The 22,399-nt window shown below is 74.4% G+C and carries 22 protein-coding genes; 10 read left to right on the top strand and 12 right to left on the bottom strand.

Features of this window, described 5'->3' with window-relative positions; all coding sequences use genetic code 11:
• Positions 1 to 82 precede the first annotated feature (82 nt).
• On the bottom strand, positions 83 to 853 hold the full coding sequence (locus tag ACZ6O5_RS16195; RefSeq protein ID WP_465977864.1) for a winged helix-turn-helix domain-containing protein: 771 nt from the start codon (positions 851 to 853) through the stop codon (positions 83 to 85).
• Positions 854 to 1,447: 594 nt separating this feature from the next.
• Positions 1,448 to 2,458, bottom strand: a complete 1,011-nt coding sequence (locus ACZ6O5_RS16190) for a sigma-70 family RNA polymerase sigma factor (protein ID WP_405093356.1) — start codon at positions 2,456 to 2,458, stop codon at positions 1,448 to 1,450.
• A 537-nt stretch (positions 2,459 to 2,995) separates the two neighbouring features.
• Between ACZ6O5_RS16190 and ACZ6O5_RS16185 the strand changes: the two genes are divergently transcribed.
• Positions 2,996 to 6,175 carry a hypothetical protein gene (locus ACZ6O5_RS16185; RefSeq protein ID WP_465977862.1) on the top strand — a complete coding sequence of 1,060 codons (3,180 nt, stop codon included), beginning with the start codon at positions 2,996 to 2,998 and terminating at the stop codon, positions 6,173 to 6,175.
• Here ACZ6O5_RS16185 and ACZ6O5_RS16180 read toward each other — a convergent pair.
• On the bottom strand, positions 6,061 to 7,035 hold the full coding sequence (locus ACZ6O5_RS16180) for a TolB family protein (protein WP_465977860.1): 975 nt from the start codon (positions 7,033 to 7,035) through the stop codon (positions 6,061 to 6,063). The two genes, ACZ6O5_RS16185 and ACZ6O5_RS16180, sit on opposite strands and share 115 nt — an antisense overlap.
• Positions 7,032 to 8,300: an MFS transporter gene (locus ACZ6O5_RS16175; protein ID WP_465977858.1), complete on the bottom strand. Its 1,269-nt coding sequence runs from the start codon at positions 8,298 to 8,300 to the stop codon at positions 7,032 to 7,034. The genes ACZ6O5_RS16180 and ACZ6O5_RS16175 overlap by 4 nt, the downstream gene beginning before the upstream one ends.
• Positions 8,301 to 8,527: 227 nt before the next feature.
• On the opposite strand from ACZ6O5_RS16175, the gene ACZ6O5_RS16170 reads away from it, so the two are divergent.
• From ACZ6O5_RS16170 to ACZ6O5_RS16155, 4 genes are all read left to right on the top strand, one after another.
• Positions 8,528 to 9,901 carry a CBM96 family carbohydrate-binding protein gene (locus ACZ6O5_RS16170; RefSeq protein ID WP_465977856.1) on the top strand — a complete coding sequence of 458 codons (1,374 nt, stop codon included), beginning with the start codon at positions 8,528 to 8,530 and terminating at the stop codon, positions 9,899 to 9,901.
• A gap of 98 nt (positions 9,902 to 9,999) precedes the next feature.
• Positions 10,000 to 10,560 carry a hypothetical protein gene (locus ACZ6O5_RS16165; RefSeq protein ID WP_465977854.1) on the top strand — a complete coding sequence of 187 codons (561 nt, stop codon included), beginning with the start codon at positions 10,000 to 10,002 and terminating at the stop codon, positions 10,558 to 10,560.
• The gene (locus ACZ6O5_RS16160; protein ID WP_465977852.1) at positions 10,557 to 11,237 is read left to right on the top strand and encodes an HAD family hydrolase; all 681 of its coding nucleotides are present in this window, start codon (positions 10,557 to 10,559) and stop codon (positions 11,235 to 11,237) included. Before ACZ6O5_RS16165 ends, ACZ6O5_RS16160 begins: the two co-directional genes overlap by 4 nt.
• Positions 11,234 to 11,674, top strand: a complete 441-nt coding sequence (locus tag ACZ6O5_RS16155; protein ID WP_465977850.1) for a VOC family protein — start codon at positions 11,234 to 11,236, stop codon at positions 11,672 to 11,674. Before ACZ6O5_RS16160 ends, ACZ6O5_RS16155 begins: the two co-directional genes overlap by 4 nt.
• Positions 11,675 to 11,768: 94 nt before the next feature.
• Here ACZ6O5_RS16155 and ACZ6O5_RS16150 read toward each other — a convergent pair whose 3' ends face one another.
• Positions 11,769 to 12,713 carry an FAD-dependent oxidoreductase gene (locus ACZ6O5_RS16150; protein ID WP_465977848.1) on the bottom strand — a complete coding sequence of 315 codons (945 nt, stop codon included), beginning with the start codon at positions 12,711 to 12,713 and terminating at the stop codon, positions 11,769 to 11,771.
• Between the two features lie 114 nt (positions 12,714 to 12,827).
• Between ACZ6O5_RS16150 and ACZ6O5_RS16145 the strand changes: the two genes are divergently transcribed.
• Complete coding sequence (locus ACZ6O5_RS16145; protein ID WP_405093348.1) at positions 12,828 to 13,724, top strand: LysR family transcriptional regulator; 897 nt, start codon at positions 12,828 to 12,830, stop codon at positions 13,722 to 13,724.
• Between the two features lie 15 nt (positions 13,725 to 13,739).
• Here ACZ6O5_RS16145 and ACZ6O5_RS16140 read toward each other — a convergent pair whose 3' ends face one another.
• The 5 genes from ACZ6O5_RS16140 to ACZ6O5_RS16120 form a co-directional block, all read right to left on the bottom strand.
• The gene (locus tag ACZ6O5_RS16140) at positions 13,740 to 14,978 is read right to left on the bottom strand and encodes a vWA domain-containing protein (protein ID WP_465977846.1); all 1,239 of its coding nucleotides are present in this window, start codon (positions 14,976 to 14,978) and stop codon (positions 13,740 to 13,742) included.
• Complete coding sequence (locus ACZ6O5_RS16135) at positions 14,975 to 16,207, bottom strand: AAA family ATPase (RefSeq protein ID WP_465977844.1); 1,233 nt, start codon at positions 16,205 to 16,207, stop codon at positions 14,975 to 14,977. The genes ACZ6O5_RS16140 and ACZ6O5_RS16135 overlap by 4 nt, the downstream gene beginning before the upstream one ends.
• Positions 16,208 to 16,248: 41 nt before the next feature.
• Positions 16,249 to 17,580: a hypothetical protein gene (locus ACZ6O5_RS16130; protein WP_465977842.1), complete on the bottom strand. Its 1,332-nt coding sequence runs from the start codon at positions 17,578 to 17,580 to the stop codon at positions 16,249 to 16,251.
• A gap of 207 nt (positions 17,581 to 17,787) precedes the next feature.
• A complete protein-coding gene (locus ACZ6O5_RS16125; protein ID WP_465977840.1) occupies positions 17,788 to 18,402 on the bottom strand; it encodes a dihydrofolate reductase family protein in 615 nt (204 codons plus the stop codon).
• A gap of 86 nt (positions 18,403 to 18,488) precedes the next feature.
• On the bottom strand, positions 18,489 to 18,671 hold the full coding sequence (locus ACZ6O5_RS16120; RefSeq protein WP_465977838.1) for a hypothetical protein: 183 nt from the start codon (positions 18,669 to 18,671) through the stop codon (positions 18,489 to 18,491).
• Between the two features lie 226 nt (positions 18,672 to 18,897).
• Here ACZ6O5_RS16120 and ACZ6O5_RS16115 point away from each other — a divergent pair, with 226 nt between their 5' ends.
• Positions 18,898 to 19,323 carry an iron chaperone gene (locus tag ACZ6O5_RS16115; RefSeq protein ID WP_465977836.1) on the top strand — a complete coding sequence of 142 codons (426 nt, stop codon included), beginning with the start codon at positions 18,898 to 18,900 and terminating at the stop codon, positions 19,321 to 19,323.
• A 66-nt stretch (positions 19,324 to 19,389) separates the two neighbouring features.
• Here the strand turns inward: ACZ6O5_RS16115 and ACZ6O5_RS16110 are convergent, their stop codons facing one another.
• Positions 19,390 to 20,136, bottom strand: coding sequence for a hypothetical protein (locus ACZ6O5_RS16110; RefSeq protein ID WP_465977834.1), 747 nt, complete (start codon positions 20,134 to 20,136; stop codon positions 19,390 to 19,392).
• A gap of 107 nt (positions 20,137 to 20,243) precedes the next feature.
• Here ACZ6O5_RS16110 and ACZ6O5_RS16105 point away from each other — a divergent pair, with 107 nt between their 5' ends.
• From ACZ6O5_RS16105 to ACZ6O5_RS16095, 3 genes are read left to right on the top strand one after another with little or no spacing between them, the layout of a single operon-like run.
• The gene (locus tag ACZ6O5_RS16105; protein WP_465977832.1) at positions 20,244 to 20,567 is read left to right on the top strand and encodes an ArsR/SmtB family transcription factor; all 324 of its coding nucleotides are present in this window, start codon (positions 20,244 to 20,246) and stop codon (positions 20,565 to 20,567) included.
• A complete protein-coding gene (locus ACZ6O5_RS16100) occupies positions 20,564 to 21,034 on the top strand; it encodes an SRPBCC family protein (protein ID WP_465977830.1) in 471 nt (156 codons plus the stop codon). The genes ACZ6O5_RS16105 and ACZ6O5_RS16100 overlap by 4 nt, the downstream gene beginning before the upstream one ends.
• Entirely contained in the window at positions 21,012 to 21,368 is a 357-nt protein-coding gene (locus tag ACZ6O5_RS16095) for a nuclear transport factor 2 family protein (RefSeq protein ID WP_405093338.1), read from the top strand. The genes ACZ6O5_RS16100 and ACZ6O5_RS16095 overlap by 23 nt, the downstream gene beginning before the upstream one ends.
• A gap of 6 nt (positions 21,369 to 21,374) precedes the next feature.
• Here the strand turns inward: ACZ6O5_RS16095 and ACZ6O5_RS16090 are convergent, their stop codons facing one another.
• Positions 21,375 to 22,277, bottom strand: a complete 903-nt coding sequence (locus tag ACZ6O5_RS16090; RefSeq protein WP_465977828.1) for a sulfotransferase domain-containing protein — start codon at positions 22,275 to 22,277, stop codon at positions 21,375 to 21,377.
• Between the last annotated feature and the right edge of the window lie 122 nt (positions 22,278 to 22,399).

The raw sequence follows: 22,399 nt of genomic DNA, 5'->3' as shown, positions 1-22,399 counted from the left end.
CCGACGAATCCCCTAGAAGACACCACGGTCAGTCAGAGGGTGAGTCAGACCGGCCGGGTGACCCGCTCCCACATCATCACTGTCAGGGGGTCAGGCGGAAGCCGACGCCTCGGACAGCGTGGATCGTGGTCGGGGCGTTCAGGCGGGCCAGCTTGTGACGGATGCGGCGGACCACGGAGTGCATGTCGGAGCCCCGGCCGAGGTGGTCGTTGCCCCAGACGGCACGGTGCAGGCGGGCGTACGTCCACACCTGGCCCGGGATGCCGGCGAGGCAGACCAGCAGGTCGTGCTCCAGCGGCGTCAGCCCGACCTCCCGCTCCCGCCAGCGCAGCACCCGCCGGTCGGAGTCCACGGCCAGCTCCGGCCCGGACGAGTCGACCGGCGACCGGTCCGCAACCTCGGCCGACGACGCGGCCGGGGAACCGGCGGCCGGGCCGGCGGACGGATCGAGCGGAGACCCGGTCGGGGGAACGACCGGCAGCCCGGCCGACCGATCGAGCGGAGACCCGGCCGGGGAACCGACGGGCAGCCCGGCTGATCCGGCCGACGGGTCGACCGGCGGGGCCGGCGTCCCGGTCCGGGAATCAGCTCGCGGGGCCGGCGTCTCGGTCCGGGAATCAGCTCGCGGGGCCGGCGTCCCGGTGCGGGGGTCGGCCGGCACGTCGCCGTCGGAGTCGGGGCTGACGGCCGGCCGCGTGACCGCCGGGCGGCGGACCAGGTCGAGGAACCGGCGCGCCTGATGGGCACTGGAGACGATCAGGAACGTCTCGGTGCCGCCCAACAGTTGGGCGAGTTGCCGGCGTTCGGCCGCCGTGGACGCGATGCCGATGACCAAGGACGGGATCACGGTCATCCGTTCCCACCTTTCCGGCAGGCTGGGGCGCAGCGCCGGCAATTACCGCGACACTTTCGACGCGGCGGATCGAGCCGGCCACCGGGCGTGGAGCGTTGCGGCGCACCTGGTGCGGAGACGGCCTGAAGCGTGCTGGAGCTGCGGGTTCGTGAGGCTACGGGGCGAGCTACCGGGGATCATATAGCCGCCCAACGATGATTGGTATAGCAGTTAACGTCGATGTAACTGCGTTCGGCGAGATGACCGGCGGAAATTGCGGCCGACCGGCACGCGTCCGAGAAGGACTCGGGTCGGCGTACCCCGCCGGGCGGGTGGGTCCGGCCGGAGCCGATGAGAATCCGGGCGTACGCCGGTCTGATCCGCGTGACCACCCTCGTGTTCCGCCTGCCCGGCACGACGCCGACCCGCGCGGACGTCGCGGTCCGCTGCGCCGAGTTGGCGGAGACGTTACGGGGCCGCGACCGGGGCGTGGTGATCTGCGACGTGTCCGCGGTGACCCGACCCGACCTGGTCACCATCGAGACGCTGGCCCGGCTCCGGCTGACCGCCAGGCGGTTCGGGTGGCGGTGGGAGACCCGCGGGGCCGGTGCGGCCCTACGCGACCTGGCCGGCCTGTTGGGGCTCGCCGACACCCTCGTCGAGGCGGTCCGGCAGGCCGAAGAGCGGGAACAGGCGCTCGGTGTCGAGGAAGTGGTTGAGCGAGGTGATCCGGCCGCCGGAGAGCCCCACCACGATCAGCGACCAGGGCACGTGCCCTGAGCCGGGGCCGGGCCGGTACTGCCCGAACGCCGGCATGCCGTTGGCCGCCACCGGCACCAGCCGGGACCCCCGGCAGCCGTGACCCGTGCCGGTCATCCACGCCGTGATGTGGTCGGGGCCGCGCAGCCACAACGGCACCGGCGGCATGGACAGCGTCGCGTCCTCGTGCAGCAGCTCGGTGAGCGCCGTGAGGTCGTACGACTCGAACGCGCGCACGTAGCGGGCCAGCAGCGCCTGTTGCTCCTCGTCCAGCGGCCGGCGCACGTCGGTGTCGGCGCCGGTCGACGCGAGCGTGGCCCGCGCCCGTTGCAGCGCGCTGTTGACGCTCGCCACCGACGTGTCGAGCAGGTCCGCGACCTCCTGGGCCGACCAGGCCAGCACCTCACGCAGGATGAGCACGGCCCGCTGCTTCGGCGGGAGGTGCTGCAACGCCGCGACCAACGCCAGTCGGACCGACTCCCGCCCGGCGATCACGTCGGCCGGGTCGCCGGACTCGGCGAGGACCCGGTCGTCCGGCACCGGGCCCACCCAGATCTGCTCCGGGCGCGGTTCGCCGGGATGGGCGGCGGTGCCGCTGCCGGCGGGACCGAGATCCATCGGCCGGACGCGGCGCTGCGCGCTGGCGGTCATGTTCAGGCAGACGTTCGTGGCGATCCGGTACAGCCAGGTCCGCAACGCGGAGCGCCCCTCGAACCGGTCGAAGTTGCGCCAGGCCCGGACGAAGGTGTCCTGCACCGCGTCCTCGGCCTCGAAGGCCGAGCCCAGCATCCGGTAGCAGTAGCCGGTCAGCTCCGACCGGTACGCCTCGAGTTGCGCCTCGACGGGGACGCTCGCCACCTCGTTCACACGTTCGAAACTAGCCCACTCGCTGCGCGAACGCGAACACGCACGACGCGAGTTGACATCCGCACGGCCGTCACCGCTCCCCGATCGTCGGTGGGTGCAGGTGGTCGGCGGGCACCCCCGCGATGGGGAGCCACCGGCGGGCTGCCGTGTTCATGGCGGGTGGGCCGCAGACGTGGACGTGGTGACCGGGCCGGTGGTGGATCGCCAACGCGATGGCGGTGCCCTGCTCGGCGAGGGCGGCCTCGGGGTCGTCGGAGAAGGCGGGGCACGATGGTCAGCCAGTCGTGGGCCTGTTGAAGCTTGTCCAGGGCGATGGCGTCGTAGATGTCGGTGAACGTGCTCGCGCCGAGGACGAGCGTCACGTGCAGCTACGCCGACAGCGACTGCTGGCACGCGCGGTGCCCCGAGCGCCCTACCTCGACGTCATCCTTGGCGAGCCGGTGCTGCGTCGGGAAACGGCCCCGCCGGGGGCCCTTTCGCTCCAAGATCTCCCGTCCGGGCGACGATCGGGCGGACCGCCGCCACTAGGATGCGAGCGTGGCTCAGGTTCGGCGCCCGTACCGGCTGGTCGCCGCCGTCGTGGTGGTGCTGCTGCTCGGCGCGGGCGTGGCCTGGGGCGTCGACGACGCGCTGGGGTTGAGCCACACGCCGGCCGACGTGCCGCCCGAGCCGGCCGTGGCCGCGCCGCCCCGCACGCCGGCCGCTCCACCGCCGTTGACCTCGATCGTGGTGCCGGACCAGCTCCGCGCGGTCAAGGCCGCCGCAGCGGTCGCCGACGCGCTCGCCGCCCGGGGCGGCACCCGCCCGACGGTCACCCCGACCGCCACACCCACCCCGACCAACGGCACCGGCACGCCCGGCCGGAGCACGAGCACCGGCCCGGGTGCGACGAGCCTGTCGGCGGTGACCACGCTGCGGGCGGAGCTGCGGGCCGGCGACGCGCCGGAGGCGTACCGGATCGGCGTCAGCCGGAAGGGGTTGACCGTCACCGGGGACCTGGCGGGCGTCACGGCCGGGCTCTACCGGCTGGCCGATCGGATCCGCTCCGGCGCCGAGGTGCTGCCGGCGGCGGAGGCCGGCCGGCCGGTGGCGCCCCGGTTGGGGCTGCGACTGACCGACGCGGGCTCGGTGGGGCGCGAACCGGACCGGGCGGCGTTCGCGGCCGGCGACGACTACCGCCTCAACACCGACATCGTCTCGCCCGCGGTGCTGCCCGGAGCGCCGTGGGTGGACGCCGCGGCGGTGGCCCGCATCGACACGCAGTTCCGGCAGTTCGTCGACCACGCGGTGGCGCAGGGCTACAACGGCGTCGTGGTGCCCGGCTTCCTGGAGTACGTGACGTTCGCCGGTGTCGGCGACGGGCATGCGGTCTACCCGACCGGCGACCCGCACGTCGACCGGGCCCGCGCGATGGTGGCGGCGTTCGGGCCGGTCCTCCGGTACGCCGACCAGATGGGCCTGCGCGTCTTCCTGCTCACCGACATGCTCGCGGTGTCGCCGCCGCTTCAGGCGTACCTGGACCGGACCGTGGGCGGGCTGGACACCACCGACCCCCGACTCTGGGCGGTCTACCGGGCCGGGCTGGCCGAGCTGTTTGCGAGCATGCCGTTCGTCGCCGGTCTGATGGTCCGCGTCGGCGAGGGCGGCGAGGTGTACGCGGGCAGCGGCTGGGACTACGGCTCGAAGCTCGCGGTCACCACCGCCGAGGGTGTGCGCACGATGCTGCGGGCACTGCTCGACACCGCGGCCACGGTCGACAAGGAGATCATCTTCCGTACCTGGACGGTGGGCGTGGGCGCGGTCGGCGACCTGCACACCAACCCCGACGCGTACGCCGAGGTGCTGGGCGGGTTCGACGATCCGCACCTGATCGTGTCCACCAAGTACACGCTCGGCGACTTCTACAGTCACCTGCCGTTGAACACCACGCTGCGCGTCGGCGCACAGCGGCGGATCGTGGAGTTCCAGGCGCGGCGCGAGTTCGAGGGCTTCGGCGCGCTGCCCAACGACCTCGCTCCGCTGCACCGGGCGGCGCTGCGCGCGTTCCTCGCCGCGAACCCGCACGTCGAGGGCGTGTGGAACTGGACCCAGGACGGCGGGCCGCTGCGCGCCGGGCCGATGTCGCTCTACCTGCGCGCCGGCTTCTGGCAGCTCTACGACCTGAACACGTACGCGGTGGCGCGGCTGGCCTGGGATCCGGACGCCGATCCGGCGCAGGTGACGGCGGACTGGGCGTACCGGACGTTCTCCGCCGACCCGGCCACGGTCGCGGCGATCGGGCGGGCCATGGCGCTGTCCCGGGCCGCGGTCACCACCGGCCTCTACATCGGCCCGTACGCGGACACGTCGGTGCGGGCGCTCGGGCTGGAACCGCCGCCGATGATGTGGATCTTCGAGTGGGACATCCCGACCGGTGACTCCGCGGCGCTGGACAGCATCTACGCGGTCACCGGCGACCGGGTCGACGCGGCGGTCGCCGAGGGCGGCGCGGCGGTCGCCACCGCCCGGCGGATGCGGGAGCTGGTGGCCGGCACCGACCCGGCGACGTGGCGGGACGGCGCGCTGCGCGGGCGCTTCGTCGACACGCTCGACTACCAGGTGGACCTGTTCGTGACGCTGGCCGCCTACCGGACCATGGTGCTGCGGCACGCGCAGTGGCTGGACACCGGTTCCGCCACCGCGTACGCGCAGTGGCGGTCGGCCGCCGGCGACTACCGCGAGGCGCGGGACCGGCACCGGCAGCGCTACGGCGGGGACGTCGACCTGCCGGCGTACCGCTTCACGGCGGCCGACCTCGGCGCGCAGCGGGCGGACCGCGACCCGGCGATGGCCTGGGCGGCGCGAGCGCTGCTGGTCCTGGTCGTGGCCGTGGTGGCGCTCGGGCTGCGCGGGCGTGGGCCGGGCGGCGCGGCGGCGCGGGCGCTGCTGGTCGGCGCGCTGCGGCCGTGGCGGGTGGCGGCGCTGCCGGTGCCGGCGGCCCGGCTGGATCGGGTGCTGGTCTGGTTGGTCCCGGCCGGCGTGCTGGTGGCGAGCCGGCTGGTGTTCACCTGGTTCGCCGCGCCCGCGCACCTGCTGGTCACGCTCGGCGGGTGGAGTCTGTTCGCGCTGGTGGCACGCCTGGCGGTGGGTCGGCGGGACCCGTTCGGGCTGTGGGCGGCCCTCGGCGGCGTGGCGCTGCTGCGCAGCGTGCTGCTGCTGGCGGTGCTGGCCGGGCGCGGTCCGGGCGGCTACTGGTTCGTGTTCTGGGCCGAGCCGGCCCGCCGGTCGGTCTACCTCACCGTCGCGGTGGCGGCGTTCTGCTGGCTGTTCGTGGCGACCGCGCTGGTGCTGGGCGACCGGTACGGCATGCGCCGCCGGCGGGCCGCCGGACTGACGCTCACCGCCGCCGGGGTGCCGCTCGCGGTGCTCGCCGGGCTGGTCGCGTGGATCGGCCCGGAGCGGGCGCTGACCGTCTGGAACGACCAGATGGCGTTGCTGCCGTGGGGGCTGTCCCGGATCCTCGGCATCACCGTCTACCTGGGCATCCCGACGGGCCTGGCCGGCTGGGCCGCCGGGGTCGGCGCGGTGCTGGCCGCCGTCGGGCTGCTGCTGGCGGCCGGGCGTCAGGTCAACGGGGACGGCGACTCCGCGCCGCGCAGCAGCGGCCGGGGCGTGCCGGAGCCGTCGGCCGGCACCGACCAGACGTCCGGGCGGCCGTCGTCCCGGCGCAACGTGTAGGCAAGCGTCCCGCCGTCCAGCCAGGCGGCCTGGTCGTCGACGCTGGCGCGCTCGGCGGTGGCGGTCACTCGCATGGTCCGCAGGTCGAGCACGGACAACCGCCAACCCCGGGCCGGGTCGGCGTCGACCGCCTCCTTGAACGCGAGCCGGGTGCCGTCCGGCGACAGCGACGGGCACTCGACGTTCGCCCGTACCGTCTCGACCGTCCGGGCGGCGGCGTCGCCCCGCACCAGCCACCGCTTCCCGGCCGTGGCCATGGTGGCGTAGAAGACGTTGTCGTCGCCCGCGAACGTGACGCCCCAGAAGTTGACGTCGGCGCTGCGGTAGGGCCGGCCGGCGTGCCGGACCGTGAACTCCTCGAGGGAGGCGACGACCGTGCCGGTGCGGGTGTCGAGGAAGCCGGTACGGGTGGAGAAGCCGCTGCTGGTGTAGGAGTCGCCGCCGACGAAGGTGGTCCAGGAGACCATCCGGCCCGACGCCGAGACCCGCGCCCGGTTGGGCAGTCCCGGCACGTCCAGCCGCCGGACCGGGCGCAGGTCGGCGTCGAGCACCACCACCTGGTACGACCACGGGCTGCTCGGCGCCAGGCAGACGCCGGTGCCGGCCGCCGCGTACACCCGCAGGCACTCGCGGTCGGACACGGCGCGCGGCCCGGCCGGGTCGGCCAGCGCCACGGTGGAGACGTGCCGGTCGGTGACCGCGAGCAGCCGGGGCCCGGGGTGGAGCGTGACCGGCCGGTCGACGGCGGACGCCGGCCTCGGGGTGGACCGGGCCGACAGGACCGGGTAGCCGGCGGCCAGCGTGCCCAGGGCGACCACCGCGGCGGCCAGCGTGGCGAGCTTCACGCGCGTCGACATCATCGGGGTGACCTCCGCTGGAGGGGAGCGAGCAGGGGCACGGTGACCAGCAGCGCGACGGTGACCGCCACGGCGGCGGCGGCGCTCGCCGCGTGCGGGCCACAGACCTGCCAGGCGAGACCGAACAGGACCGAGGAGAGCAGGTACGCCATCGCCTGCCCGGTCTGCACCAGCGCGATGCCGGTGGTGCGAGTCCGGGCCGGCAGGACCGGCCCGGCGAGCGCGATCAGCACCCCGTCGGTGGCCGCGTAGAACACGCCGTGCAGCGTCAGTGTGAGCGCGAGCAGCGGCCACCCGTGCGCCGCGCCGGCGAGCAGCAGGTACGCCAGAGCGAGCGCGAGGTAGCCGCCGACCACCACCGGCAGCCGGCCGATCCGGTCGGCCAGCGCGCCGAGCGGTCCGGCCAACAGCAGGTACGCCAGGCTGGTGCCGACCGCGAGCAGCGGGAACCACCGCAGGCCGATGTCCTCGCGGCGTTGCAGCAGCAGGTAGACGAAGCCGTCGCCGATGGTGGCGAGCCCGAGCAGCGCGGCGGCCAGCACCAGTCGGCGGGTCGACCGGTCGCGCAGCAGGCCGGCGGCCTCCCGCACGGTGACCCGCTGCCCGTCGACGGCACCGGTCGGACCCGCCGGCGCGTGTTCCCGGACGAACAGCACGAGGACGACGACGGCGAGCGCGGCGACGCAGAAGCTGACGACGAACACCGCGTCGTAGCGGGGCCCGACGGCGAACAGGACCGCGAGCGCGGCCAGCGGGCCGAGGAACGCGCCCACCGCGTCCATGGCGCGGTGCACACCGAACGCCCGGCCGAGCGCCCCGGGCGGCGTGGCCAGCGTGATGAGCGCGTCGCGGGGGGCGGTGCGGACGCCCTTGCCGAGCCGGTCCACCGCGATCACCGCGCCGATCGCCGGCACCGACCGGCCGGCGAGGAGCAGCCCGAGCTTGGCCACCGCGGAGAGCGTGTAGCCGACGCCGGCGACCAGTTTGCGCCGGCGGAACCGGTCGGCCAGGAAGCCGCCGACCACCCGCAGCGCGGCGGTCGCCCCGGTGTGCACGCCGTCCAGGACGCCGAACGCCAGCGGGCTGAGGTTCAGCCCGAGCACCAGGTAGAGCGGTAGGACCGCGGTGACCATCTCGGCGGACACGTCGGTGATCAGGCTGACCGCGCCGAGCGCGACGACGGTGCCACCGACCCCGGCGAGACGACGGCGCGGCCGACCGGCGGCCGGTGGGTCGGTCACCGGCCGGGACACGGTCGACAGGTACACGGGTGATCCCCTCGCGGTCGACGGCCTGACGGACAGCCATCGTCCGGGCGGCGTCGGGCCACCACAACGGACGGTCGGTGCCGCCCGGATGTGCGGTCGGCGAACGGCGTGGAAACATCGAGGAGTTTCCCTGTCCGGACGCGGCGTTCATCCGCCCTTCGCCCGCCGGTCCATTGACGTTCCTACATTCCGTGAGCTGTCACAACCCCCACGGAAGGGGCCCCTGGATGGGCATTCGACTCCCCCGACCATCGGTCACGCTGGGCGCGGCTGCCGTACTGGTCGCCGCCAGCACGGCCGCCGTCCTCACCGGCTCGGGCGCCGCGTCGGCGGCGAGCGTCACGTTCACCCCGGTCGCCGACACGTACGTGCAGAGCGACACCGCCGGCACCAGCTACGGCACCGCCACCCAGCTCGTGGTGGACAACTCCCCCGCCCGCCGGATGTTCCTGCGGTTCTCGGTCACCGGCCTCGGTGGCCCGGTGACCGGCGCCAAGCTGCGACTGCACACGATCAGCGGCAACGACGGCAGCGACGCCGGCGGCAGCGTACGGGCGATGTCCGGCACCACCTGGTCGGAGACCGGCACCACCTGGAACAACCAGCCGGCCGTGGACGGCGTCGCGCTGGGCTCGATCGGGTCGGTCGGCCCCGGTAGCTGGTACGAGGTGGACGTCACGGCCGCGGTCACCGGCAACGGCACGGTCAGCCTGGCGGCCACCTCCGCCAGCAGCGACGGCGCCTACTACGACGCCCGGGAGAGCGGCGCCACCGCCCCGCAACTGGTCGTCACCACCGGCACCACCGCGCCGTCGGCCGACCCGGTCCTGGTCGGCGCCGGCGACATCGCCACCTCGGGCTCCGGGGACACCGCCACCGCCGCGCTGCTCGACGGCATCTCCGGAACCGTGTTCACCACCGGCGACAACGTCTACAACAGCGGCACCACGTCGGAGTTCACCAGCTACTACGCGCCCACCTGGGGCCGGCACAAGGCACGTACCCGGCCGGCACCGGGCAACCACGACTACAACACCTCCGGCGCGAGCGGTTACTACGGCTACTACGGCAGTCAGGCCGGGCCGAGCGGGCGCGGCTACTACTCGTACGACCTGGGCAACTGGCACGTGGTGTCGCTGAACTCCAACGTCGGCATGTCCGCCGGCTCGACGCAGGAGCAGTGGCTGCGGGCGGACCTCGCGGCCAGCACCAAGCCGTGCACGCTCGCCTACTGGCACCACCCGCTCTACACGTCCAGTTCCAACCACGCGCCGTCCACCGGCACCCGACCGCTCTACCAGGCGCTCTACGACCACAACGCGGACGTCGTCGTGTGGGGACACAACCACGTCTACGAGCGGTTCGCGCCGATGAACGCCAACGGGGGCTACGACGCCGCGCGGGGACTGCGCAGCTTCGTCGCCGGGATGGGCGGGGCCGACCACTACGGATTCGGCACCATCCAGCCCAACAGCGAGGCGCGCAACAGCAGCGCGTTCGGGGTCCTGAAGTTCACCCTGCACGCCACCACCTACGACTGGCAGTTCGTGCCGGTGGCGGGGCAGAGCTACACCGACAGCGGCACCGGTAGCTGCCACTGAGACGGGTGACCGCCCCGGCCGGGCTTCCTCGGCCGGGGCGGTGTGCCCGCCCTCCATATGCGTCGCGTCCCCGGTGTGTCCGGTGCGACCATGTCGACATGCGTAAGATCCCCACGCTGTTCCGCCGCGACCCCGAAGACCGCCGACGCGTCCTCGACGAGGTCGACCCCGAGTGCCGGTGGGTGCTCGACGGCGAGGGCGTCGCCACCCGCAAGTACGACGGCACCTGCGTGCTGCTCGACACCGACGGCACATGGTGGGCGCGGCGCGAGGTCAGGCCCGGCAAGGCCCAGCCGCCCGGCTACCGGCCGGTCATGACCGACGGGACCACCGGCAAGACCGTCGGCTGGGAGCCGATCGCCCGGTCGTCGTTCGCGAAGTACCACGCCGAGGCCCTGGCCGCGCACGCGGGCGAGCCCCGCCCCGGCACCTTCGAGCTGATCGGCCCCAAGATCAACGGCAACCCCGAGGGGGTACGCGGACACGTGCTCGTCGCGCACGCCGACGCCGACCGGCTGGACGTTCCGCGCGACGCGGCCGGCCTGCGCGAGTGGCTGCTGGCGCACCCCGCGTACGAGGGCGTCGTCTGGCACCACCCGGACGGTCGCCGCGCCAAGCTCAAGCGCCGCGACGTCACCGGACCGGAGCAACCCGCATGATCGAGGCGGTCTTCTTCGACGTCGGGGGGACGATCCTCGACGAGTCCCGCGAGTTCGCGGACTGGGCGGACTGGCTCGGCGTGCCCCGGCACACGTTCTCCGCCGTCCTCGGCGCGGTGATCGCCCGAGGACAGGACTGGCAGGAGGCGTTCCGGACCTTCCGGCCCGACTTCGACCTCGCGACCGAGCTGGCGCGTCGGGCCGCCGCCGGCCGGCCGGAGTCGTTCGACGAGGAGGATCTCTACCCGGACGCGCGGGCGTGCCTGACCGCGCTGAAGGGTCAGGGACTGCGCGTCGGCCTGGCCGGCAACCAGCCGGCCCACGCCGAGGCGAGCCTGCGCGCACTCGACCTTCCGGTGGACGTGATCGGCACGTCGCACGGCTGGGGCGTGGCGAAGCCGGCGCCGGCGTTCTTCGCGCGGCTCGTCCGCGAGGCCGGCCATGACCCGTCGTCCATCCTGTACGTCGGCGACCGACCCGACAACGACGCGGGCGCGGCCATGGCGGCGGGGATGCCGGCGTGCCTGATCCGGCGCGGCCCCTGGGGTCACATCCTCGACCTGCCGGCCGTGGCGCAGCGCTGCCTGTTCCGGATCGGGTCGCTCGACGAACTGCCGGGCCTGGTCGCGGCACACAACGCCGGCCGTCGGTCCGCCGTTCTACCCTCGGGGACATGACGATTCAGCGCATGGACAACGTCGGCATCGTCGTCGACGACCTCGACGCCGCCGTCGCGTTCTTCACCGCGCTCGGCATGGAGCTGGAAGGCCGGATGCCGATCGAGGGAAGCTGGGCGGGGAAGGTCGTCGGGCTCGACGACATGCGCAGCGAGATCGCGATGATGCGGATCCCGGGCGCGCCGGGCCGGCTGGAGCTGGCGACGTACCACTCGCCGCGGGCGATCGTGCCCGAGCCCAGCGTCACCCCGGCCAACACGCGGGGTCTGCACCGCGTCATGTTCGCCGTCGACGACATCGAGGACACGCTCGCCCGGCTCCGCCCGCACGGCGCGGAACTCGTCGGCGAGGTGACCCGCTTCGAGGACAGTTTCCTGCTCTGCTACCTGCGTGGGCCGAGCGGCATCATCGTCGCGCTGGCGGAACAACTGAACTGAGTCGTCCACGCGCTCAGGTCGACAGGCGCCGAAGGGGCTCATCAGTCGCCGACCAGCTCCGGGAAGTTCCGCGAACAACGCAGCCGCCGGAGCGTCAACCCGCCAGGGCCAGGTCGGCGACCTCGGCCGCGCAGCCCCAGGACAGCGTCACCCCGGCCCCACCGTGCCCGTACGCGTGCACCAGCCGCCCCCCGCCCGGATCACGCTCGACCCGGGGCCCGCCGTGCCGGACCGGGCGCAGCCCGATCCGCTCCCCCAGCACCGGCGCGTCCGCCAACCGTGGCACCAACGCGACGCAGCGACGCCGGATCGCCGCCGCCGTCTCCGGGTCCGGCCGGGTGTGCCCCACCCCGAGCTGGTAGGTGCCGCCGAGCACCACGTCGTGCCGGCGCGGGTGCACGTACGTGACGCCCGCCGGGTCGTCCTCGTCGCGTACCGAGACGGTCAGGCCGGGGTTCGCCACCAGCACGATGTGTCCGCGCGCCGGGTGCACGGCCGGGTCGGGGGCGAGCCGGCCGGCGGCCAGGCCGGTCGCGTTGACCACGGTCGGCGCGATCTCGTACGCCTCGGCGAGCGTGTCCAGCGCACGCCGGACGATCCGGCCGCCGCCTGCCGCCACCTGCCGGTGCAGCCAGGTCAGGTAGCGGTTCATCTCCACCGTCGGCGCGGTGAACCGCAGCAGCGCGGTGTACGGCGGCCGGGCCGGCTCGACCACCAGGTCACCGCAGGCGTCGGCCCACCAGGGCGGCCCGGCGTACGGGCGGCGCAGCCACATCCGGGTCGGCCGGTCCACCACCCCGGGCACCCCGTCGGCGGCCTGGCGGCGCAGCTCGGCGTGGGTGTCCCGGGCCCAACGCAGCACCCGCGGGTCCGCCTCCGTGTGGCTCGGGTACCAGACGGCGGCGGCCACCGTGGACACCGTGTCCGCCGGGTCGTCGGCGGTCAGCACGGTGACCCGCGCGCCGCGCCGCTGAAGCGTGACCGCCGCGGTCATCCCGATCACCCCGCCGCCGACCACCACCACGTCCGCTGTCGTCATGATCTGCTCCCGTCGCCCGTACCGTCGATGTGTTGCCGATGGTGGCCCCCCGGAGACGGTGCCGTCCAAGACGGATCGGACCGGCGGCGATAAGCGGCGCTTATGATGGGTGGCATGGTCGAGGCCCCGGGCGCCTGGTCGGATCTGCGCCGGCTGCGCTCGTTCGTGGTGCTCGCCGACGAGCTGCACTTCACCCGCGCGGCGGCCCGGCTGCGCATCGCCCAGCCCGCGCTCAGCCAGCAGATCCGCGCCCTGGAACGGCAGCTCGGCGTGCCGCTGGTGCACCGCACCAGCCGGGGCTGCACGCTGACCGAGGTCGGCGCCCGGGTCGCCGACGAGGCCGCCCGGCTGCTCGCCGAGGTGGATGCCGCCACCGCCCGCATCCGCGACCTGGCGCGCGGCCGGGGTGGTCGGCTGCGGTTGGCGTACACCCGGTCGGCGCGCGGCGGCCGGGTCGACACGCTGATCGCCCGGTTCCGGGCCGCCCACCCCGGTGTCGAGGTGGTGTCCGAGACGGCGTGGACCGCGCCGAACGTGGCCGGCCTGCTCGCCGGCCGGCTGGACGCGGCGTTCGTCCGGCCGCCGGTGGACGAACCGGCGCTGGCCTGCCGCACGGTCGACACCGAGGAGCTGCTGCTGGCGTTGCCGGCGGGCCACCCGCTGGCCGCCGGCCGCCGCCGGATCGGCCGGGCCGAGGTGGTCGACCTGCCGGCGGTGATGTGGCCACGGGAGAACGGGCCCGGCATGTTCGACCGGACCATCGCCCAGGTGTGGCCGCGCGGCGGCTTCCGGCTGGTCCGGCACGAACCGGACGACGAGCAGTTGCTGCGCGCGGTGGCGGAGGGCGACGTGGTCGCGGCCGTGCCGGCCGGGCGGGCGCGGGCGTTGCGGCTGCCCGGCGTACGGCTGCGCCGGTTCGCCGCCCCGACGCCCACCGTGGACGTCGGGCTGGCCTGGCCCGTGGACAGCACCAACCCGGCGCTGCACGCGCTGCTGGCGCTGCTCGACTGAACCGGACCGCCGCGCTCACCGGAACGGGGAACCGATGGTCACCACCCGCGCCCAGTCCGGCGGCGAGACCGGCACGTGATCCGGGTCCTGCTCGCTCCACCGCACCGGCCGGGGAAACAGGCCCACCACGGTCCGGCAGGAGGGCCGGGTGGCGGGCCAGGGCGTCTGCCCGTCGGTCAGCACGACGACGACGTCCGGACGCCGGGTGTCCCGCAGCGCCCGCGCGAATCCGGTACGCAGGTCCGTGCCGCCGCCGCCGACCAGCGGGAGGTCCTCGGCCCGGCACAGCGTCAGCACCCGGTGCGCGGCGGCGTCGCAGGGCAGCACGGTGACCAGGTCACGGCGTCCGCCCACGGCCCGGGCGATCGCGGCGACCTCCAGCAGCGCGCTGCCCAGTTCGGTGTCGCTGACCGAGCCGGAGGTGTCGACGACCACGCAGACGCGCGGTGGCCGGCGGCGTAGTGCCGGCAGGACCACACCGGGTACCCCGGTGGAGCGCCGCGACGGCCGACCGTAGGTGTAGTCGTCGCCCGCCCCGGAGGCCGAGACCGCGGAACGGACGGCGGCGCCCAGCAGCTCCCGCCACGGCTGGGGCGGGTGGAACACCTCCTCCGCCCACCGCCGCCAACCCTTCGGCGCGGTCCCGGGTCGGCCGGTGATCCCCTCGGCCACCCGGAACCGCACCGCGTCCCGTTCCTGCTCGGTGAGCCCGTGCGCGCCGTCCGGTCCCAGGTCCCACGCCCGGTCCAGGCCGTCGGCGCCGCTGCCGCAGTCCAGCCAGGCCAGATGCTGGGTGAGCGGTCCGAGCCGGAACTGGCGCAGGTATTCCTCCATCAACTGCCCCTCGGGCAGGCGCAGGCAGCCGGGCTCGACGGCGTCCGCCGGCCGGACCAGCCCGTCGCCGTACGCGTCGTCGTTGATCTCGCAGTCCGCGGCGATGTTGACCCGCAGCCGTTCCGCGGCCCCGGTCAGCCCGTGCTCCCGGAGAAACCGGTCACCCCGGCCGTGGTGGTCCCGCAGCAGGTGGGACACCTCGTGCACCCACACCGCGGCGAGGTCCGCCACCGGCGTACGGGCCACGAACAGCGGCGAGACGTAGCAACGCCAGTGCCGGTCCACGGCCATCGTGGGCACCCGGCGGGACTCGACCACGTGCAGCGCGAACAGCGCGGTGGCCAGATAGGGGCGGACCCGCGCCGCGTACAGGCGGGCGGTGAGCAGCTTGTCCCGGTCGAGGACGACGGTGGCGCTCATCGGCCGGCCGCGACCCGGGCCGCCGTCTCGTCGGCGCCCCGGGACAGCGACGCCACCGGGGTGAGGCGGTCGATCACCGGCGGGACGTCCCAGTCCTCGCGGCGTAGCCGGGCCAGCGTGGCGGCGGGGACGACCACCAGGTCCGGGGCGCCGGTCTCCGCCGCCCGGCCGAGCAGCGTCCAGGCCGCGTCCCACCGGGCGCGTTCCGGGCGACGCCGGACCGCCTCCACCACCGCGTCCAGCACGGCCTGGCGCAGGTCACCCCGCTCGGGCAGGGCGGCGGCGTGCGGATCGGCCAACACCTCCTCCGGGTCGGGCAGATCCATCCGATCCAGGCTGGCCAGCAGCTCCAGCCCCGGTCCGTCGCCCACCGCGCCACGGACCAGTGCGGACAGCACGTCCCGCGAGGTGTCCGCCGCGGCGGCGAACGCGATCAGCCGCAGCGCCATCTCCCAGCTACGCGGCGAGGGCCAGGCGCCGCCCCGGCCGGCCTCGCTGGTCGGCAACCGGTGCACAAGCGTCGGGCGGGCCGACAGCAGCGTGCACACCGCGCGGCGGGCGTGTTCGACGGCGCCGGCCAGCCGCGCCGGGTCGAGCCGGGGCAGGGCCGCCCGGGGCCAGGTGCCGCCGAGACCGCGGACGACGACCTCCTGGTCGTGGCTCCACTGGAGATGGACGAACCGGTTGGCCAGCGGCGGGCTCAGCTCCCAGCCGTCGGCGGCCGAGGTACGCGGGTTGGCGGCGGCCACGATCCGGACCCCGGGCGGCAGGCGCAGGCTGCCGACGCGCCGTTCCAGCACGAGGCGGAGCAGTGCCGCCTGCACCGCGGGCGGGGCGGTCGACAGCTCGTCCAGGAACAGCAGTCCCCGGCCGGCGTGGACCAGGCGCACCGCCCAGTCCGGCGGTGCCATCGGCACGCCCTGGTTGGCCGGGTCGTCGCCGACGACCGGCAGACCGGCGAAGTCGGACGGTTCGTGCACACTGGCGATCACCGTGGTCAGCGGCAGCTCCAGGGACGCGGCGAGCTGGGTCAACGCGGCCGTCTTGCCGATTCCCGGCGCGCCCCAGAGCAGCACCGGCAGGTCAGCGGCCACGGCCAGCGTCAGCGCCTCCAGTTGCGGGTCGGGCCGCGGCTCGGTGGCGCTGGTCCCGAGCAGGGCGATCAGGTCGGCGGCGACATCGAGCTGCGCCGGCGGGTGGGTGTCGGTCCGGATGGCGGCAGGGGGCATGAGAGATCACCTTGGGGGGTTCGTGACGGGCTGCGGCCCGGTCAGCGGAAAAGGGCGTGACGAGGGTGGGAACGCCGGTCCGAGGCGGATCGCGGGTCCCGGGTGGACGGCACCGGGCAGCGGCCGGCCAGCCCGGCCCGGAACAGCCCGTGGCTGATCCGCCGCAACGCGGCGTCCTCCAGCTCCGCGCGCAGCTCACCGTGGCGCAGCAGCGCGTCCGGCCCGAGCAGCGCCTCGACCGCCGCCACCGCGCCGGACAGGTCGCCGTGGTCGAGGCGGGCGCGGATGTCGGGCAGGGACTCGGGCCGGCGGTGTGCCTCGTCGATCGCGCGCAGGCACGGCAGCGGCGTACCGGTGAGCGTGGCGAGCAGTTCCTCCCGGCGTACCTCCGCCGGGTCGTGGTCCAGCGGCGCGAGCGCACCGTCGACGAGGCCGATCCGGTGCCGGGCGCCACGGCAGTCGACCAGGCGGGGCCGGTCCCCCGCCCGGTCGTCGCGGGCCCGGACGGTGGTCGGGGCGCCCGGGGCGAGCGCCGACGCCACAAGCGGATGCAGCCGGTCGGGCTCGATCATCCGATGGCGCAGCAGTTCCACGTCCGGCGGTGTCCGGGTCGCCGCGTCCGGCAGCACCGGCAGCGCGGTCGACCGGCCCGGCCGGGCCGTCCACCCGCCGCCCCGGCGTTGCAGGATCAGGCGACGACGCGACCCGAGCCGCACCGCCACCGCCTCGCCGGTCGAGCCCTCGGCCCGGAGCAGCAGCGCCGCCTCGGCCGGCCACCGGTGTGCCGGATACCCGTGGGCCGGCCCTGCCGGGTCGACCGCCGGCAGGTCGGCACCGGAGCGGAGCCGCAGCTCACCTGCCCGGCGCGCGTCCCACAGGTGGCGGTGCAGGTCGAGTCGGAAACGACGGTCGGGGCGGGGATGCGGGTGGGCCGCCACGTCGTCGCCGGGGCCGGCCCACACCGCCAGGCTGATCCGCTGCCCGGCGTCGGCCCACGCCGGCGGTGTCCGCGCCACGAGCTGCGCCACCCCGGCGCCACCCCGGCCGGGCGGGCCGTACCGGGCCAGTGTGACGGTCAGCCCGGGACGCAGCAGCCCGTCCGGGGCGGTCCTCGGCAGGTGCCAGCGCAACAGGTCGGGCGCCAGGTGCCGGAGGTCGTCGCGGAGCCGCGCGGCCAGCTCACGGCCGTGCCGGTGGACGACCGCGCGCAGGCTCAGATCGACGTCGACGCGGGTGACCGCACAGGCGCCGGCCCAGTCGCCCACCGAACGGCGGACGGTCGCGGCCCGGATCATGTCGGGCGGGACGGCGTACTCACGCACCCGCTGCCAGAGGGAGAGGCGGGATTCCGCGTTCGCGGCCGGGGAGCGCATCAGCACTCACCTTGCGCGAACCGGGCCCCCAATCTGCACGAGAGAGTCATCGCCGAGGAGCGTAGCGGCGCGCCCGGCGGACCGCCAGCGGTTACCCCGGACCGGCCACCGGCGCGGGCGCACCCCGCCGCACCGGTCAGCAGCAACGGGCTGCGGCGCACGCCGCGGATCTTGCCACGGCGTGCGGGCCCGCCGCTGCCCCGCGGGTCAGCTTCCGGTGGCCAACTGCTCCTTCGCGTCGTCGTAACCGGCCTGGCCCGGTGCGTCGGCAGGCGCGTAGATGACCCGGATGACGCCCGTCGGGTACGCCTCCGTCGCGGTCACCCGGAGGTGGTACGGACGGTCGCCCTCGTCGAACAGCTTGCGTCCCTTGCGGGCCGCCACCGGGTGCACCAGCAGCCGCAGCTCGTCGACCAGCCCGGCGGCGAGCAACTGCTGCACCACCGAGATCGAACCGGGGATGAGGATGCCCTTGATGCCGGCGTCGGCCTTGAGCGCCGTCACCGCGTCGACCAGGTCGCCCTGGACCAGCTCGGAGTTGCGCCAGGAGAACTCCAGCGGCTGGCGGGAGACGACCACCTTGCGCATGTCGCCGAGTTGCTTGGCGAACGGCGCGTCGTCGCCGCCTCCGGCCTCCCGGCCCGGCCACGCGCCGGCGAAGCTGTCGTAGGTCTCACGGCCGATCAGCAGGACGTCGGAGGTGTCGTAGTCCTCGGTGACGGCGCGGCCCATGTTGTCGTCGAAGTAGGGGAAGTGCCAGTCCGGGTCGATCTCGGCGACGCCGTCGGCCGAGATGAACAACGTGGAGACGACCTTCGCCATCGTGGGTGCTCCTTCATGTTCCAGGTGATGTCGACGGGTGGACCGTCGTCGCATGCCAAACTCATCGGCTCGTCAGCGGGTCACGCTCAGATCGTGAAGTCCGGCGGCACGCCCTCGCCGACCCGCCCGTCCACCGCCGTCATCGAGCTGGCGGCCGTGGTCGCGCCCAGCCCCTTCTCGTCGAGGCCGGACGTCCTCCAGGCGAAGGTCCGCCGGTTGCGCTCCAGGACCGAGAGCAACGCCTCGGCCTCGGTGGGGGTGGCCGACAACCTCGGTCATCGCCGGATCATAGGCCGCCGTGACGCTGCCGGCTGTCCCCCGTTGCGCCTGACGCGTGAGAAGGGGCCCCTCCTATACCGGAGGCGTTAAGCGGGGGCCCGGCCTTGCTCCCGGAAGCGATCAGGAATCGAGAAGCGGGGTGGGTGGGGCGGTCGTAGCGTTTCTGCTGAGCGGGGCGGCGTCACGTCGACCGCCGGGGAACGAGGGGGAACCGAGATGAGCGAGGGCTTCAGCGCCGAGGAACGCGCCGCGATGAAGGAGCGCGCGGCCGAGCTGCGCGCCGAGGGGAAGAAGGGCGCGAAGAAGGCCGACGAGTTGCAGGCGCTCCTCGACCGGATCGCGCAGATGGCGCCGGCCGACCGCGAGCTGGCCGAGCGCGTGCACGTGACGATCACCGCCGCCGCTCCCGAGCTGTCGCCGAAGACCTGGTACGGCATGCCCGCGTACGCGAACGCGGCCGGCAAGATCGTGGTCTTCTTCCAGGATTCGGGGAAGTTCAACTACCGCTACTCGACGGTGGGCTTCCAGGACGCGGCCAACCTCGACGACGGCGACATGTGGCCGGCGTCGTTCGCGCTGCTGCGGTGGAGCCCGATGGTGGAGAAGCGGCTGACCGAGCTGGTGCGGACCGCGGTCTCCTGACGGGCCTTCCGGTTGCCCCGGTCCTCGCGGACGGCCCGTCTCGGCGGGCCGCCGATGCGGGCCGGCTCACCGTTGCCAGGAGTCGAGTCCGCGGACGGCGGCGCGGGCGACGTCGTCGGCGAGGTCGGGGTTGTTGCTGCTGCCCTCCCAGCCCTGGTCGTGCACGACGGTCACCGCGTCGGCGAGCTTCACCACCGTGATCTGGCTGGTGGTGGTGCCCTCGGCCGGGCTTCCGTCGAGGCTCGTCGCCGGCCGGGTCAGCGTCACCAGCAGCGCTTCGTCGCCGGTGCTCGCCAGCGGCTGCGACCGGACGGTGACGGTGGCGCCCCGCTCCGGGAAGGATCGGCAGAGTGCCAGCGCCTCCCGGACCCGGCGCAGGTGGTCGCCGGCGCCGGTGCCGGTGAAGGCGAAGACGGTCTGGTGCAGCGTGCCGTAGGGGACGTTCTCCGGCGGGTCCCCGGGCGTCTGGTAGGTGCTCGTCATCGCGGCGCCCGCGGTCACCGATCGGCCTCGGGTGGCGAACTCCTCGGCGCACAGCTTCGGCAGCGCGTCGGCGACCTCCATCGGCTGGGAGGCACCCTTGCGCAGCTCCGCGGGCAGGTCGACGAACGCGGACCTCGGGATGGTCACGGTCGTGGCGGTCGACGCCGACGGCGACGGTGCGGCGGCGGACGTGGGGGCCGTCGACGGTGCGGGGGGCGCGCCCCGGTCCGGGTCGGTCCCGCCGTCGGTGCAGGCGCCGGCCAGCAGCGCGGTGGCGAGCACCGACAGGCCCCACAGTCGCCGCCGGTCAGGTCGGCTCGGTCTGTTCACATCGACCTCCCTTCTCCCGGCGTGCCCGCTCCCGATCCCGCCGAAACGCCGGAGCCGAATACAAACAAGCACTTGCGCAAGCGTAGGTTTGGATTAGAGTGGGGGACGTGTCCGATCTCGACCTCGCGTTCGCCGCGCTCGGCGACCCCGTCCGCCGCGCCCTGGTGACCCGCCTCGCCAACGGTGACGCCACGGTGGGCGAGCTGGCCGAGCCGTTCGACCTGACCCCGCAGGCGATCTCCCACCACGTGGGCGTGCTGCGCCGCTGCGGCCTGGTCGAGCAACGCCGCGAGGGCACCCGACGACCCTGCCGGCTCCGGGCCGACCAGCTCGCACTGGTCGGAGCCTGGATCGACGAGCAGCGCCGGGCCTGGGACGACCGGCTCGACGCGCTCGACCGCCACCTCGACGACGGGGCGAGGGCCCGGTGACCGCCCGCGCCGAGCGGCACGGCGACGAACTGATCGCCTGTCGACACCTCCGTGCCGGGGCGGTCCGGGTCTGGACCGCCTTCACCACGCCCGCGGGCCTCGCGGCGTTCTGGGGCGGCTCGCACGCCGAGGTGCCACCCGGGTCGGTGACCGTGGACGCGCGGCCCGGCGGCGGATTCGCGCTCGACACCCGCGCCCCGGACGGCGCGACCCGCCGACTCCGCTTCGTCTACGTGCGCCTCGACCCGCCGCGCGAACTCGTCTTCGACGAACCGGTGACCGGCCTGCGCACGACCGTGACGCTCCGGCCCGCCGGCGAGGGCACCGAGCTGACCGTCCACCAGCGCCGGCTCCCGCCGGAGCTGCGGACCACCCGGGCCGCGGACGGGCTCGCCTCGATCCTCGACGCCCTCGCCGCCCACCTTTGCGCCGAAGGAGCCGACAATGCCGCAGATCAGCCAGCGTGACCTGGTCGACGAATACTTCGCCGGCTTCCGGGCCAGCGACCACCCGCGCATCCTGGCGACGCTCACCGACGACGTGGAATGGGTCATCCACGGTCACCGCACCACCCGGGGCCGGGCGGAGTTCGACGGCGAGATCGAGAACCCGGCGTTCGCCGGCAGCCCGCGGCTCGACGTCGAACGGGTGCACGAGGACGGCCCCGTCGTCGTGGTGACCGGCGAGGGCCGCGGGGTCAGCGTGGCGCACGGGCCGTTCCGCTTCGCCTTCAACGACCTGTTCACGTTCCGCGACGGGCTCATCGCCCGCGTCGACTCCTACGTGGTCCCGCTGCCCTGACGCCCGCTACCGGACTGCCGGGTCCGGCTCGTCGGGCCGGGCGGCGACCGCGTCGCGGGCGGGATAGCCCAGCACCTCGGCCAGGTCACCGGCCGCCGCGGTGTAGGCGGCGTAGATGTCGTCGTCGAAGTGGTTGCGCCAGTCGCCGGCCGCGCCCTTGCGGTAGTGGGAGATCCGGCCCGGCGTCTCCTTGTCCTTCTTCATCTTCGTGAAGCTGTAGCGGGCCAGGAGCGCGGTCAGGTCGGACGGCGGCAGCGTGATGCCGCAGTGCCGCATCAGCCGGTCCACCTCTTCGGCCTGCCGGTCGCCGGTCAGGTCCTCGTAGCGGAACAGGCGGAACGTCTCCGCGGGCGGGGCCACCGCCCACGAGCGCATCTGCCCGAACTGCTTCTTGTCGCGGAGGCGGTCGATGACGTAGAGCATCCCCTCCTTCTTCGACTTGTCCTGGAGGGCCTTGCGGGCCTGCGGGATGTCACCCATCGGGGCGTGCGAGTTCCGCAGCGAGAAGTAGCTCGACACCACCACGTCGCGCGGGTCGCGGATCACGAAGAAGGCGCGGTACGTGCCGGCCTTCGGCACCGCCTCGAACCGGCGGTGGGACAGGAAGATCGCGAGGCCGACCCGGCCGCGCGGGACGGGCGCGGTCGCGCCGCCGGAGTAGAAACGCGGGTCGTACGGCAGCAGCCCGGAATGACGGTAGACGGCCGGATCGCTGAACAGCGCCTTGATCCACTGGCTGCCCGTCTTACGGACGGTGCAGTGGAAGATGTTGTCGAATTCGCTGCGGGAAACGACCGGCACGGTGAGCCGCATCCGGGTGTTGCGCGTTTCCATCTGCGCCCGCCGGGCCGCGACGCGCATGGAGTTCGGCGTATTGTGCTTGGCGAATTCGACGGCGCGATTGATCATTCTTCCAAACCTATCCGCGCCCCGCGGAGCAGGGCACACCGACACTTACGCGCACGTCGCACAGCCGGAATCGCAGACTCCATCCGCTCGCCCCGCGCCCCGATGCGCCGCTAGGAATATCC

The organism is Micromonospora sp. NPDC049201 (genome assembly GCF_055586805.1).
The sequence above is the reverse complement of the archived record's forward strand: the minus strand, read 5'-3'. Positions and strand labels throughout refer to the sequence as shown.

Excerpts from the sequence above, each read along its gene's own strand:
- ACZ6O5_RS16150 (WP_465977848.1), bottom strand. The coding sequence starts at position 12,713 with ATGACGACAGCGGACGTGGTGGTGGTCGGCGGCGGGGTGATCGGGATG.
- ACZ6O5_RS16180 (WP_465977860.1), bottom strand. The coding sequence starts at position 7,035 with ATGATGTCGACGCGCGTGAAGCTCGCCACGCTGGCCGCCGCGGTGGTC.
- ACZ6O5_RS16140 (WP_465977846.1), bottom strand. The coding sequence starts at position 14,978 with ATGAGCGCCACCGTCGTCCTCGACCGGGACAAGCTGCTCACCGCCCGC.
- ACZ6O5_RS16160 (WP_465977852.1), top strand. The coding sequence starts at position 10,557 with ATGATCGAGGCGGTCTTCTTCGACGTCGGGGGGACGATCCTCGACGAG.
- ACZ6O5_RS16095 (WP_405093338.1), top strand. The coding sequence starts at position 21,012 with ATGCCGCAGATCAGCCAGCGTGACCTGGTCGACGAATACTTCGCCGGC.
- ACZ6O5_RS16165 (WP_465977854.1), top strand. The coding sequence starts at position 10,000 with ATGCGTAAGATCCCCACGCTGTTCCGCCGCGACCCCGAAGACCGCCGA.
- ACZ6O5_RS16125 (WP_465977840.1), bottom strand. The coding sequence starts at position 18,402 with ATGGCGAAGGTCGTCTCCACGTTGTTCATCTCGGCCGACGGCGTCGCC.
- ACZ6O5_RS16090 (WP_465977828.1), bottom strand. The coding sequence starts at position 22,277 with ATGATCAATCGCGCCGTCGAATTCGCCAAGCACAATACGCCGAACTCC.
- ACZ6O5_RS16170 (WP_465977856.1), top strand. The coding sequence starts at position 8,528 with ATGGGCATTCGACTCCCCCGACCATCGGTCACGCTGGGCGCGGCTGCC.
- ACZ6O5_RS16135 (WP_465977844.1), bottom strand. The coding sequence starts at position 16,207 with ATGCCCCCTGCCGCCATCCGGACCGACACCCACCCGCCGGCGCAGCTC.
- ACZ6O5_RS16145 (WP_405093348.1), top strand. The coding sequence starts at position 12,828 with ATGGTCGAGGCCCCGGGCGCCTGGTCGGATCTGCGCCGGCTGCGCTCG.
- ACZ6O5_RS16115 (WP_465977836.1), top strand. The coding sequence starts at position 18,898 with ATGAGCGAGGGCTTCAGCGCCGAGGAACGCGCCGCGATGAAGGAGCGC.
- ACZ6O5_RS16130 (WP_465977842.1), bottom strand. The coding sequence starts at position 17,580 with ATGCGCTCCCCGGCCGCGAACGCGGAATCCCGCCTCTCCCTCTGGCAG.
- ACZ6O5_RS16155 (WP_465977850.1), top strand. The coding sequence starts at position 11,234 with ATGACGATTCAGCGCATGGACAACGTCGGCATCGTCGTCGACGACCTC.
- ACZ6O5_RS16195 (WP_465977864.1), bottom strand. The coding sequence starts at position 853 with ATGACCGTGATCCCGTCCTTGGTCATCGGCATCGCGTCCACGGCGGCC.